Origin of the sequence: Ruminococcus sp. N15.MGS-57 (genome assembly GCF_000980385.1) — a bacterium.
GTDB lineage: Bacteria > Bacillota > Clostridia > Oscillospirales > Ruminococcaceae > Hominimerdicola > Hominimerdicola aceti.
Window position 1 is genome coordinate 36,137 of sequence record NZ_LARF01000010.1, and the last position, 13,404, is coordinate 49,540.

Consider the following 13,404-nt stretch of genomic DNA (forward strand, 5'->3'; position numbering starts at 1 on the left):
TTGTTTATAGAAATGCAGGAGCTTTAAAATGAAAAGTAACAACGGATTACAGATCATAATAAGAATAACAGTGTGCGTTACCATGCTTTCGTCACTTATAGGCGCTTTTATGCTGCATTCTACTCCGTCTCACAGAGAGTCGGGCAGTGTGCTTATCCTAGTGTCTGTGGCGGCGGCTGTATTGTGGGTGCTTGAAGAAGTGGTTTTCCACAATCACACTCGTAAGTATGTGGCAAAGCTTTCCACGATGATCTCAAAGACGGAGAGAGATTCTCTCCTGAATTTTCCTGCTCCTGCTATAATAATCGACAGCGAAAACGTCATCGTGTGGTATAACAGACTTTTTGGCAGACAGGTCTACTCTGAGGAAGAGGCTTACGGCATTGACCTCACTGAGCTTATGAACATTGATATGGACAAGATATATTCCTCTGACGGCGACCTTGTGTGCATAAACGCCCATTTTTATAAGGCGAAGGCTATACACACCGATGTGAACGGTGAGCTTTCAATGGTCTATTTCAATGACGTTACCGATTATGTGGAGCTTGAATATGAGTTCAGAATGTCCCACAAAGCGGTAATAATCATAACTATCGACAACTTTGACGAGCTTATGTCAAATATCAGAGAGAGCGAAAAGGCTCACGTGGTTGTTGAGATAGAAAAGCTCATAGAGGAATTTTTGGAGAATACTACTGCGGTGTCGAAGAAAGTAGCAAGCGACAAGTTCTATGTTTATATGGAGGAACGCCACCTTGCACCTATAATCGAGCAGAGATTTAAGATACTCGAGCAGGCAAGAAAAATAGCCGTTGGCGAGCGTTCTAACCTTACATTGTCCATAGGTGTGGGCAGAGATGGTGCAAACCTTGCGGAGAGCGAGAAGTTTGCAAAGCAGGCTCTCGAAATGTGCCTTGGACGTGGCGGAGATCAGGCGGCTGTCAAGGAGGACGGTGAGTTCAAGTTCTTCGGCGGCATTTCTTCTGCACCTGACAAGAACAATAAGACCCGTATCCGTATGGTGGCAAAGGCTATGCTGGAGCTTATCTGCAACCACGATAAGGTGCTTATAATGGGTCACCGATTTGGCGACCTTGACAGCGTAGGCTCTGCAACAGGCTTCTGCTGTGCTATCAGAAACATGGTAAAAGAAGCTTACGTTGTGGTAGACCCTGAGCAGAATTTGTCGAAAACGCTTATAAATTACATAAACGAAAACGAGTCAGAGCATTATTACATAACCCCTCAGGAGGGTCTTGAAAGACTTGACGATAACACGCTTCTTGTGGTAACTGATACCCATAACCCTGCACTGGTGGAGTCAAAGGAGATACTTGCAAGGGCGAAAAATGTGGTAGTTATCGACCACCACAGAAGAATGGTGAACGGTATCGAGCCGACTATAATGTCGTTCTTAGAGCCTAACGCATCATCGGCCTGCGAGCTTGTGACGGCTCTTATCGAGTATTTCGGCGAGGATTCCAATATCACAGTCCATGCGGCGGAAGCTCTGCTTGCGGGAATAATGCTGGATACAAAGAATTTCATTATGAAAACAGGCGTAAGCACTTTTGAAGCGGCAGCATTTTTGAAGAAAAAGGGCGCTGATACCATAGCTGTCAAAAAGCTTTTTGCAAACTCTATCGAGACTTATCATCAAAAATCGTCGCTTATAAACAGTGCTCACCTTTATAAAGAGTGCGCAGTGGCTTATACAGAGGAAAGCTTCTCTGAAATAAGAATAGCGGCTTCACAGGCGGCAGACGAGCTGCTTGGTATAACAGGCGTAAAAGCTTCGTTCGTTATCTATGAAACGAACGGTGTGATAAATATCTCTGCACGAAGCATGGGTGCTTGTAATGTGCAGATAGTCATGGAGTCTTTGGGCGGCGGCGGTCATCTTACTATGGCGGCAACTCAGCTCAACTGTTCAATGAATGAGGCGAGAAAACGCCTTGCAGACGCCATTGACGAATACTGGGAAAATAATTCGCAGGAATAAAAAAAGAAAGGCAGAGTGAATAATATGAAAGTTATTTTGTTAAAAGATGTAAAGGGTTCAGGCAAGCAGGGAGATATCATCAACGTTGCAGACGGATATGCAAGAAATTTTCTTATCGGAAAGGGTCTTGCACTTGAAGCTACAGCTAAAAACCTTAATGACCTTGCAGGCAAAAAGGCTTCCGCTCAGCACAAGATAGATGTTGAAACAGCCGACAATAAAGCTATCGCAGAGAAAATAAAGGATAAGGAAGTTCTGGTAAAGGCTAAGGCAGGTCAGGGCGGAAAGCTCTTTGGCGCAGTTACAGCAAACGTTATTTCAGATTGCCTCAAGGCTCAGTATGGCGTTGTTATCGAGAAGAAGAAGATAAATCTTACAGCCGAGATAAAGGCTTTCGGTGACTATACTGCACAGATAAAGCTTACTCATGGTGTATCATGCAGCATTAAAGTAAAGGTCGTTGAGGAGTAATCATGGCTGATAATTTCCGTGGGCTTACCACAGGAGCGACCCTTGGTAGGGAACTGCCTTTTTCTCAGGAGGCTGAGGAAGCCGTTCTGGGAGGAGTTCTTCGTGATCCTTCGGTGCTTCCGAAGGTCATTGAGATACTAAAGCCTGAAAGCTTTTATCGTCCACAGCACCAGCAGCTTTTCACCATAATAGTGAGAATGTTCACCACAGGCAGCAAAGAGGACCTTATCACGGTAATTAATGAAGCCGTCACAATGGGTGTTTTTGAAACGTCTGCAATGGCTAAGAATTATCTTCTTGGTATTATGGAAATGGTGCCGTCAACGGATAATATCGAGAGTTATTGCAAGATAATTGAGGAAAAAGCAAGGGTAAGGTCGCTTATAAATGCCGCTAATCAGATCCTTGAAAAGGCATATGACGGCGGTGAGGATTCTCAGACGCAGCTTGACGCTGCCGAGCAGTCTATATTTGAGATAAGACAGGGCAGAGATGTTCAGGGTCTTACACGAATAAGCGACGTTATCGTTGATACATTCGAGCATTTGCAGGAGATATCAGGTCCTGACGCAGGCGAACATCTTGGCGCAAAGACAGGCTTTGGCCAGCTTGACGCAATCACAACAGGTCTTAACAGAACTGACCTTATCATTATCGCTGCACGTCCTGCAATGGGAAAATCTGCATTTGCACTTAATATTGCGGTGAATACCTGCAAGGCGACAAAGCGTGACGTTGTTATATTCTCTCTCGAAATGGGTAAGGAACAGCTCGTGTCCCGTATGCTCGCTTCAGAGGCACTTGTTAATAATACCCTGCTTAGGTCGGGCAATCTTGAGCCTTCCGATTGGGAGAAGATAGCAGGTGCGGCAGATACGCTGTCACAGCTTCCTATATATTTTGATGACGGTGCAGGCTGTACAGTGCCGCAGATGAAAGCAAAGCTCAGAAGAATGAGAAATCTTGGACTTGTGGTCATCGACTACATACAGCTCATGCAATCAGCAAATAAAAACGCCAGCCGTGTTGAGGCGGTGTCTGAGATAACACGTTCATTGAAGCTTATGGCTAAGGAGCTTAATGTGCCTGTTATCGCACTTTCACAGCTTTCCCGTAGCTCAGAGAAGCGTGACGATAAAAGACCTATCCTTTCAGACCTGCGAGAATCAGGTTCTATCGAGCAGGACGCTGATATCATCATGTTCCTCTATCGTGACGCTTACTACAGCGATGAGGGCGACAAGTCTGTGGCTGAGTGTATAGTTGCGAAAAACCGTCACGGACAGACAGATAAGGTGCAGCTTGGCTGGATAGGCGAATATACGCTGTTCAGAGGTCTTGATTTCAGGAGAGATGATGAATAATTTTCTTGTAAAGGTAGCTTCTACCATAGAGAAATTTAATATGGCAAATAAGAGCGAACGCTTGCTCGTGTGCCTCTCAGGAGGCGCCGACAGCGTTACGCTCCTTTTGTGTTTATATGAGCTGGGCTATCATGTGTGCGCTTGTCATGTCAATCACCACCTCCGTGGGGAGGAAAGCGACAGAGATCAGCATTTTTGTGAAAAGCTTTGCGAGAAGCTTGGGGTCGAGCTGAAGGTGTTTCATGCCGATGTTGTGGGTTATTGCAAGGAACATTCTGTATCCACTGAGGAGGGGGCAAGAAAGCTTAGATATGACTTTTTCGACAGTATCGGTGCAGACAAGATATGCACAGCACACAGTCTTTCAGATTGCCTTGAAACTGCCATATTCAACCTCGCAAGAGGTACAGGTCTGAAAGGTATTTGCGGAATACCGCCTGTGAGGGGAAATATCATAAGACCGCTTATAAATTGTACTCGTCAGGAAATAGAGGGCTTTCTCAAAGAGAGAGGACAGGACTTTGTTACTGACTCCACAAATCTTACTGACGATTATACCAGAAATAAGATTCGCCACCTTGTTGTGCCAAGGCTTGCGGAGCTTAACAGTTCGCTTTTTGGCTCATATTCCATGACAGCTGACAGGCTTAGAACAGACAGTGACTATCTTGAAAATCAGGGGCTTGAAGCCTTTGAGAAAGCGGTCTTGCCAAAGGGCTATGACGCATTGTGTCTAAGACAGCTCCACGAAAGTGTACGCCGTCGTGCAATAATGCACATTCTTGAGAAAGAGGGGCTTACTGTGAGCCATGACAGTATCAAGGATATCGACAGGCTGATACTTGACGTTGGCAAGGCGAACATCAAGGGCGGAGTCTTTGCGGTCTGCTCAAAAGGTGTGCTCAGCTTTGCAAAGGGCGAGATGCTTGAAAACAGCACTCTCAGGAGCGTTAAGGTGAGCGACGAGGGCGTTTATCAGTTCGGCAATAAGGAGATAGAGTTCAAATTCTATCCTTTTGACGGAAAAATCGCAAATGTTCATAAAAAGTTTGCAAACTGTTGCCTGGATTATGATAAAATAAAGGGTGAGATTGTTGTCGAAAATCGCAGAGAGGGCGAGAAGATACGCCTAGTGAACAGAGATTTTGACAGCGATGTGCGAAAGCTGGTGAACAAGTCCTTCAGACTTGAGGACAGGAGCAGTGCCGTTATCCTAAAAGATAGTCAGGGCGTTGTTTTCGTTGAAGGAAGCGGTGCGGCTGAAAGGGTGAAGATAGACTCTGAAACCGTTAAAATATTGGCTTTTACCATAAAGTGAGATGAATATCACCCTAAGCTGAAAAGTTTTTTGTGTGAACTTGTATTTTTTCACTTTTCTGTCACATTGATAATATATAATCAGAGAGGTTGTTAGTTAATGAACAATATATCGGTTCTTTATTCTGAGGAAGAGCTTGCATTGTCTGTGAAAAAGCTTGGAGCAGAGATAACTGAAGAGTATAAAGGAAAAAAGCTCCTTGTTGTGTGCGTTCTTAAGGGAGCGTTCGTGTTTACTGCTGATCTTGTAAGAAGTATCGACAACGATATGCAGATCGCTTTTATTACTGCAAAGAGTTATGTTGGCACAAGCTCAACAGGAAATGTTTCAATTTCAGGAGATCATGATTTTATGGGTCTTGACCTGAGAGAGTGGGACGTTTTATTGGTTGAGGATATTCTCGACACAGGAAGAACGCTTTGCGAGTTAAAAAAGAAGTTTGCGTCAATGGGTGCGCCAAGTGTTAAGATAGCTGTTATGCTTGATAAGCCGTCAAGACGTGTTGCAGACATAACACCTGATTTCAAATGCTATGAGATCGAGGACAAATTCGTTGTTGGCTGTGGTCTTGATTATGATGAGAGATATAGAAATCTTCCTTTTATCGGTATAGTTTCCGAATAAGGAGCCAAATATAATACAGAACAAAAGGTTGTGATCGATTGAAAAACAATAATAATGGAAAGACCCTGTTGATCTATCTGCTGGTATCGGTTGCCATAATCTGCGGATTGGTCTATATGCTAACAAGCATGAGCACAAAATCTTCCGACAAAAAATATTCGGAGATAATGGAACAGTTTGACAGCCTGAACGTGTCACAGTTTGAGCTTGACCTTGGCTCCGGACAGCTTAAGTATAAGCTCAAGGGCGAGGATAAGGTATATAGTTATACAGTTCCAAATGTTTCACTGTTTGCAAATGAAGTCCTTGGCGGTGAGGACGCTGAGAACTATCGTAAGAAATATAATACTGAAAATCCGGACGATCCTTTGCAGTATAATCTTATACCGATATCGGATAACAGCTTCTGGCTTAATCTGATACCGACGCTGCTTATGCTGGGCGTTATGATATTCTTTTTTGTGTTCATGATGAAGAATGCAGGTGGCGGAAAGATGTCATCTTTCAGAAAAACAAATGCCAAAATGGCACCAAGCAGCAAGAAAGCTACCTTTGATGATGTTGCGGGTGCAGATGAGGAAAAGGAAGAACTTAAGGAGATCGTTGATTTTCTCCGTGATAATAAGAAGTATACCGAGATCGGTGCGAGAATACCTAAGGGCGTTCTGCTCCTCGGCCCTCCGGGTACAGGTAAAACGCTTCTCGCAAGAGCGGTTGCAGGCGAAGCAAAAGTTCCGTTCTTCTCTATCTCAGGCTCTGACTTCGTTGAGATGTTCGTGGGCGTCGGTGCTTCAAGAGTAAGAGATCTTTTTGAACAGGCTAAGAAAAACGCTCCTGCTATCATCTTTATAGACGAGATCGACGCAGTGGGCAGACAGAGAGGCGCAGGCCTTGGCGGCGGTCATGACGAGCGTGAGCAGACCCTTAACCAGCTTCTTGTTGAAATGGACGGCTTTGAGGATAACGATTCTGTTATTGTTATGGCTGCAACAAACAGACGTGATATACTTGACCCTGCACTTCTTCGTCCGGGCAGATTTGACCGACAGATACTTGTGGGCTATCCTGACGTTAAGGGCAGAGAAGCTATACTGAAAGTTCACACAAGAAACAAGCCGCTCGCTCCTGACGTTGACCTTGAAACTATTGCTAAATCAACTGTAGGCTTTACAGGTGCAGACCTTGAAAACCTTGTGAACGAGGCTTCGCTCCTTGCGGCAAGAAAGAATAAAAAGGCTATCACCAAAGATGAGCTTGAGGAAGCTTCTATCAAGGTTGTGGCAGGTCCTGAGAAAAAGTCTAAGGTCATCACAGAGGACGAAAAGAAGCTTACCGCTTATCACGAGGGCGGTCATGCACTCTGCACATACTACAGCAAATCACAAGATAAAGTTCATCAGGTATCTATCATACCTAGAGGTCAGGCTGGCGGTTTCACAATGAGCCTGCCTGTCAAGGATAAATCTTATGTTAGCAAGAACGAGATGTACGAAAATATCGTGGTTCTTCTTGGCGGACGTGTTGCTGAAAAGCTGATCCTTGACGACATCTCAACAGGCGCTTCAAATGACCTTGAGAGAGCTACTTCCACAGCTAGAAACATGGTAACACGCTACGGCTTCAGTGACAATCTTGGTCCAGTTGTATACGGTCAGGGCGATCATGAAGTATTTCTTGGCAGGGATTACACTAATACGCCAAGCTATTCCGATAACGTTGCGGCTGAGATCGATAATGAGATAAGAACTCTTATTGAAAGTGCATTTACTGACGCTGAAAAGATACTCAACGAGCATATGGATAAGCTTCATGTTGTGGCTAAGTATCTTATGAAATATGAAAAGGTTGACGGTGCAACATTTGAGAAGCTTATGAATGGCGAGCTTACAGAGAGCGAGTTCATGGGCGAACCTGATAAAACACCAGAAATCCAGGATACTCCTGAGATAGTTGATGATATTTCAGTTGACGATAATTGATATGAAAGATCAGACGTGTAAAAGCGTCTGATTTTTTTGTGATGTCTGCTTGATTTTGCAGTAAGGATAGTGTATAATAAGGGTAACTGTAAAATGCAGTATAGAACGGAGATAGCAAATGAATTTACTTTTTATCGGAGATGTTGTGGGACAAAGCGGCTGCGATTTTCTTGAAAGCAGAATGTATAAGCTGAAGCGTGAATATGATATAGATGTGACCGTAGTGAACGGTGAAAATTCTGCTCAGGGCAATGGTATCACACCGCAGTCTTACAGACAGCTTCTCAACATGGGGGCTGACGTTGTAACGACAGGAAATCATTCTTTCAGACGACGTGAGGCTGAGGAGCTTTATGACACAAACGAGCAACTTTTAAGACCTGCCAATTACCCTGAGGGCGTTATGGGTCATGGAGTGACTTATATCGATATGTGTCCTTATAAAATTGCAGTGGTAAATCTTATGGGAACGATGTATATGGAAGCCGTGGAAAATCCTTTCAACTATGTTGACAAGCTTCTTGAAAGCATCGATACGCCTAATATAATCGTTGATTTTCATGCGGAGGCAACTTCTGAGAAAAAGGCTATGGGCTTTTATCTGCAAAAACGATGCACTGCTGTGCTTGGCACTCATACCCATGTTCAGACGGCTGATGAAACGATCTTAGGCGGACATACCGCCTATATCACCGATGTTGGAATGACAGGCCCTGAGCTTTCCGTACTTGGGGTAGACAGTGATATAGTCATAAATAAGTTCAAATATCGCACCCCTGTGAGGTTTTCAGAAAGCACCAATGATTGCTTTATAAACGGAGTTGTGGTAAAATTTGATGAAAAATCGGGAAAAGCAACAAATATACAGCGTGTTATTAAGCGATAATAACGAAAAGTATTAATAAAGCTTGAAATTTTATTATGTATGTAGTATAATATAGTTTGTATAATAAGTGGGGTAAATTCTTTGAATTTACTTATGGAGGTATTCAAGTGGAAATTCTAAAGGTTTCTTCAAGGTCTGTCCCTAATTCGGTGGCAGGAGCAGTTTCGGGCGTTATCCGTGACAGCGGTGCAGTTGAGGTACAGGCAGTGGGCGCAGGCGCAGCCAATCAGGCGATCAAGGCTATAGCAATCGCAAGGGGCTATCTTGCACCATTGGGCATTGATCTTATTTGTATCCCTGCATTTGCAAGCGTTTTGATCGACGGTGAGGAAAGAACTGCGATCAAGCTTATTTGTGAAGAAAGATAATAATGCGGCAGCAAGGCGTGTTAAAGTCTTGCTGCTTTTTGCTACAAAGGAGGGGACAGCATGGAAACTGTTTTGCAGACTTATGGGCTTACAAAGCAGTATGGAAGCTTTACAGCGCTGAGCAATCTTGACCTTGCGCTGGAGAGGGGTAAAATTATCGGTCTGCTAGGGCCGAACGGAAGCGGAAAAACAACATTTATCAAGCTTTGCTGTGGACTTATAAAACCTACGGCAGGGGATATACTCATATGCGGAATGCCTATTGGCGTGGAAACTAAAAAAGTGGTTTCCTATCTGCCTGACAGAAATTTCATACCTGACGATATGAAAGTAAATGAGATGCTCAGGTTTTTTCAGGATTTTTACAGCAATTTCAATGTAGCAAAGGCTCAGGATATGATGAACAGGCTGGGGATAAACCCTGCGTCAAAGTTCAAGACAATGTCAAAGGGCACAAAAGAAAAGGTGCAACTTTGTCTTGTTATGAGCCGTGAGGCTGACGTTTATCTTCTTGATGAGCCAATTGCAGGCGTTGATCCTGCGGCGAGAGATTATATCCTCAACACCATAATCTCAAATTACAACGAGCGGGCGGCTGTGGTAATTTCCACCCACCTTATTGCAGATATCGAACCTGTCCTTGACGACGTAGTAATGATACAAAATGGTATGCTAAGGTTGCATAAATCTGTTGACGCTATCCATAACGAAACCGGCAAGTCTGTGGATCAGCTTTTCAGGGAGGTGTACAGATGTTAGGCAAGCTTTTGAAATATGAGCTTAAACGCTCGGCAAGAAAGTTTTTCCCTCTTGTGGTGGGATATATGATAGTTGCACTGATATTTTCTCTTATGCTTCGTTACGGTGAGAGCGTTAAAAGCCCTAATTTTCTGATGATATTCATTGTTGTGAGCATTGCCTATGGTATTGCCGTGGGGGCTTTGTTCACTGTGGGTTTTACCATATCGTTGACAAACTTTCACAAGACCCTTTTCACTGACGAGGGCTATCTTATGCTGACAATACCTGTCAAGCCATATTATCATATTTTCACAAAGTTCATTTCTTCTGTTATATGGTCGGCGGCAAGCATGATCGTTTTTGTGCTTTCGCTGTTGCTTATCGACCCAACAGAGTATCTTGACTCTGTGGGAGATTTTATAAACGCATTTGGCAACGGCTTTGCTGAAGAACCGCTCACTTCGTTTCTGATATGCCTGTATACTCTGACGCTGTTTGCAGGCTTGCAGATATTCTTATATTTTGTTATCTCCCTTTCAAACTGTTTCAAGCACAAAGTTCTTGTAGGCTTTGCCATAATCTTCGCTTGCAATATGTTATCCTCGATGATAAGCAATCTGGCAGGCGACCTTTCTCTGTGGAATATGCTCTTTATGCCAACGTCACGCTTGCCCGATACGGAAGTGGCATTCAACCTAAGACTTGTGTTTATGACAATGTATCAGTTCGCATATATTTTGGCATATTTCCTGTTGACTAATTTTATAATAACACGCAAACATAATTTGCAGTAAAAAAAGGCAGACGATGAGTCTGCCTTTTTTGTGTTGTGATCTTTAGTTAAGTATCCAAATCTGAGCTGAGTTTTCAGGCTCAAGGTCAGCAAATGAGAGCTTTCCGCCCTTTGAGTTTGCAAGCACCTTTACATAGTCTGTGGACTCAGTGGATATTCTGAAACGTCTTTTTCCCAGCGCAGTGACCCTGAACTGAACAGGCTTGCCGTCTATTTTCAGATAGTCATAGCCTTTGCATGAAGCGTTTACATATCCGCCGTCGCCTATCTTCAAACCGAATGTGCCGTCCGCTGTAAGACAGACCGTCAGCTTCTGTTCAAGCTCCTTGTCAGGTTTTTCAAGCTGCAATCCCTTTGGGGTAACAGTGAGTACAAGACCTGATATCTCGTTTTTGAATGTGTATGCCTTGCCGTCAAGTATGTAATTCCCTGCGTCAGAGGTGCAATCGTCATAGAATTTTAGAAGAAGCGCTGTGACATTCTGCTGTGTGACAGGCAGAGTGTTCTTTGCAACGTCATCAAAAGCTCTTGGGTCAAGGTGAGAAATGGTGTCAACGAACTTGCCTGCGTATTTTACAAGCTTGTTTGAAGCCTCGCCAAAGTTATCCTTGCCGTAGTATTTCAGCAGACGCTTGTCGAAGCTGTCGGCTGTGTGTCTTGTGCAGGTGGTGGAAACGTGCTTCTCAAAAGCGTAATGCACGTTGTTTGCCTTGTCCTGATATTTCATGTTTGCAACGTGAACAGTGCAGCCCATGTCTGAAATAAAATGTGCGGCTCTGCCGAGAACACGCATGGCGTTTTTTATGTCACCGCTTTTGTAAAGAGATACTGCGGCGGTGTAGTTTTCTTCGAGGCAAGTTCTTGCGCTCACTGCAAGGTCACCAAAGCGGTTGCGGTAATAGCCGTTAGTTTCAGGAAGCTCCTTGCCCTTTGGATTAACGCAGGAGTAATAATGCTTGCCATGACCTTTGTCCATATCGTTTTCCTCGTCAGGCTGTGTGCAGCCCTTGAGTATCTCGCTGTGATAGTCTTTATAGAATGTCACCTGCTTCTGCTTTTTCTCCTTTTCCAGAAGTGCAAGTGATTTTTTCACAATGTCCTCGTGAGTAGTGCCGCTCCATGCGTACGCTTTGATAGGTCTGAGCCTATAGCATACAGCCAGCGCAACTGCGGCTGTGAGAATTTTTTTCATAACTCTATTTTCCTTTTCTGATATTTTTGTTGTTTTTCTTTTTCCTTACTGAGTAGCCGAACGTGCCAAGCTTTTTGCCAAGTCCGTAATACTCTCCGTGAGCGTAGGCAAGAAGCCCCGCTTTGTCAAGGCAAAGCTTTCCTTTTTCGTCAAGCAATTCTTTTGCAACGTCAAGCCCCACAATGTCAGCAATGAACATATCATGTGTACCAAGGCTCACGACTTCTCTTACTTTGCACTCGATATTCACAGGGGACTGGGCCAGCAAAGGTGCCGATACCTTTGCAGACGGCTCTGCGGTAAGGCGCATTTCCTTGAACTTATCCACTTTTCTGCCGGTTTTCACACCGCACCAATCCACAGCTTTCACAAGCTCTCTGGTCGGCAGATTTATGACGAACTCACCGCTTTGAGTGATAAGCTCGTGGGAATATCTCTCAGGTCTGACGGAGATGTAGGTAACTGGCGGCTGAGTGCAGAGAATACCTGTCCACGCAACTGTGAACACATTGGGTTTATCCATACTGCCGCAGGTAACGAGAGTAGGTGGCAGGGGAGAGGTTATGACGCTGCCTTTCCACTGCTCCTTGGTGTATTTTGTGTACTCCATTATTTCACGCCTTTCTCGTTGTCAAGTCCAAAATTATGTACTCGTCTGTATATTTTGTCATAGTCCTTATAAAGAAGCTGAGTCTGATTTTCAAGAAAATAGTAGTGCTTTATATAAGGCACAAGCAGTACGAGAAACGCAATGGCAAGGGGTATGAGTATCATGACCTGCCAAACTGCAATGGCAATGAACGTCATGACAGTACAAAGTGCAAAAAGCACCGTCACGATAAGATGTATCAGCCGTTCGTGCTGAAAAAAAGCGATATGTTCTTTGTGATAATCAAGGAGCTTTGCAAAGTCGCAGTCTTTATCCTCAAGACAGCTTGCAACAAAACTGCGGTAACGCTTGAAATATTCCGTCATGATATCACCTACAGTTCAATAAACTCAGCGTCTTGTATCTCAAGGTCACGGAGCTTGGTCTTGTATGAATTTTTCTTTTTAAGAGCCGCACGTTCCTGCTCTTTTTTCTTGACGTCCTTTGCAACTGTCATAAGCATTATATTGTCGATAGTTTTATAGTGCTTTGAAACACGCTGAGCAAAGTTTTTGCGCTTTGCAGGCTTTTTCTTTTTGCCGTCAAAAATAATGGCAAGAACAACGGATATCGTCATTGCGATAATAGTTTTCTCTGCATTTGAGTTCACAGAGATAACTCCTTTTTTCATACTATCACCATTCCTTCTGCCTGAGTTTTCCTATCAGGATAACAACATGTAAAATTATTATACTATATTATCCCGAAGATTTCAAGTATTATCTATTAATAAAAAAGTAACGGTTGTAGTGCTACAATAGATATTGGACAAAATTAAGAAAAAAGAAAAGAGAGATAGACAAAAATCTGATAAAATAAAGTTACCACACCAAATTCAAATCAGAAAGGAAGCCTATCTCTCATGAATAGTATAACACAAGATATGAAGTTTCGTCAATCCTTAATGAATTACGCAAAGAAATATGGAGTGAGCCGAGCGAGCAGAAAATACAATAAATCACGTTCATATATATATTTCTGGCTGAAACGCTGGGACGGAAGTGTGGAGTCCCT

At 43.6% G+C, this 13,404-nt stretch carries 14 protein-coding genes; 10 read left to right on the plus strand and 4 right to left on the minus strand.

What is annotated here, in order from left to right; translation table 11 throughout:
* Window positions 1-28 precede the first annotated feature (28 nt).
* The 10 genes from WS40_RS03275 to WS40_RS11350 all read left to right on the plus strand — a co-directional run bounded on the left by WS40_RS03275 (window position 29) and on the right by WS40_RS11350 (window position 10,550).
* A complete protein-coding gene (locus tag WS40_RS03275) occupies window positions 29-2,005 on the plus strand; it encodes a DHH family phosphoesterase (RefSeq protein ID WP_022287817.1) in 1,977 nt (658 codons plus the stop codon).
* A gap of 24 nt (window positions 2,006-2,029) precedes the next feature.
* Window positions 2,030-2,476 (plus strand): 50S ribosomal protein L9, encoded by a 447-nt coding sequence (gene rplI, locus WS40_RS03280; protein ID WP_022287818.1) that lies wholly within the window; start codon window positions 2,030-2,032, stop codon window positions 2,474-2,476.
* 2 nt (window positions 2,477-2,478) lie between these two features.
* Window positions 2,479-3,840 (plus strand): replicative DNA helicase, encoded by a 1,362-nt coding sequence (gene dnaB / locus WS40_RS03285; protein ID WP_022287819.1) that lies wholly within the window; start codon window positions 2,479-2,481, stop codon window positions 3,838-3,840.
* Window positions 3,830-5,158 (plus strand): tRNA lysidine(34) synthetase TilS, encoded by a 1,329-nt coding sequence (gene tilS, locus WS40_RS03290; protein ID WP_325208387.1) that lies wholly within the window; start codon window positions 3,830-3,832, stop codon window positions 5,156-5,158. The genes dnaB and tilS overlap by 11 nt, the downstream gene beginning before the upstream one ends.
* A 99-nt stretch (window positions 5,159-5,257) precedes the next feature.
* Window positions 5,258-5,782 carry a hypoxanthine phosphoribosyltransferase gene (gene hpt / locus WS40_RS03295; protein WP_046440161.1) on the plus strand — a complete coding sequence of 175 codons (525 nt, stop codon included), beginning with the start codon at window positions 5,258-5,260 and terminating at the stop codon, window positions 5,780-5,782.
* 38 nt (window positions 5,783-5,820) lie between these two features.
* A complete protein-coding gene (gene ftsH / locus WS40_RS03300; RefSeq protein ID WP_046440163.1) occupies window positions 5,821-7,761 on the plus strand; it encodes an ATP-dependent zinc metalloprotease FtsH in 1,941 nt (646 codons plus the stop codon).
* A gap of 118 nt (window positions 7,762-7,879) precedes the next feature.
* Window positions 7,880-8,647 (plus strand): TIGR00282 family metallophosphoesterase, encoded by a 768-nt coding sequence (locus WS40_RS03305; protein WP_046440166.1) that lies wholly within the window; start codon window positions 7,880-7,882, stop codon window positions 8,645-8,647.
* A 107-nt stretch (window positions 8,648-8,754) separates the two neighbouring features.
* Window positions 8,755-9,015, plus strand: coding sequence for a stage V sporulation protein S (locus tag WS40_RS03310; protein WP_022287824.1), 261 nt, complete (start codon window positions 8,755-8,757; stop codon window positions 9,013-9,015).
* 60 nt (window positions 9,016-9,075) lie between these two features.
* Window positions 9,076-9,774, plus strand: coding sequence for an ABC transporter ATP-binding protein (locus WS40_RS03315; RefSeq protein ID WP_046440168.1), 699 nt, complete (start codon window positions 9,076-9,078; stop codon window positions 9,772-9,774).
* Window positions 9,768-10,550, plus strand: coding sequence for a hypothetical protein (locus tag WS40_RS11350; protein WP_117864593.1), 783 nt, complete (start codon window positions 9,768-9,770; stop codon window positions 10,548-10,550). The genes WS40_RS03315 and WS40_RS11350 overlap by 7 nt, the downstream gene beginning before the upstream one ends.
* 42 nt (window positions 10,551-10,592) lie before the next feature.
* Here WS40_RS11350 and WS40_RS03325 read toward each other — a convergent pair whose 3' ends face one another.
* Genes WS40_RS03325 through WS40_RS03340 form a run of 4 tightly spaced genes read right to left on the minus strand, consistent with a single transcriptional unit; the run spans window position 10,593 to window position 13,021 of the window.
* Window positions 10,593-11,741, minus strand: coding sequence for a zinc dependent phospholipase C family protein (locus WS40_RS03325; RefSeq protein WP_046440170.1), 1,149 nt, complete (start codon window positions 11,739-11,741; stop codon window positions 10,593-10,595).
* A gap of 4 nt (window positions 11,742-11,745) precedes the next feature.
* Window positions 11,746-12,351 carry a flavin reductase family protein gene (locus WS40_RS03330; protein ID WP_046440172.1) on the minus strand — a complete coding sequence of 202 codons (606 nt, stop codon included), beginning with the start codon at window positions 12,349-12,351 and terminating at the stop codon, window positions 11,746-11,748.
* A complete protein-coding gene (locus tag WS40_RS03335) occupies window positions 12,351-12,716 on the minus strand; it encodes a hypothetical protein (protein WP_022287829.1) in 366 nt (121 codons plus the stop codon). The genes WS40_RS03330 and WS40_RS03335 overlap by 1 nt, the downstream gene beginning before the upstream one ends.
* An 8-nt stretch (window positions 12,717-12,724) precedes the next feature.
* On the minus strand, window positions 12,725-13,021 hold the full coding sequence (locus WS40_RS03340) for a hypothetical protein (RefSeq protein WP_046440174.1): 297 nt from the start codon (window positions 13,019-13,021) through the stop codon (window positions 12,725-12,727).
* Window positions 13,022-13,404: the final 383 nt, after the last annotated feature.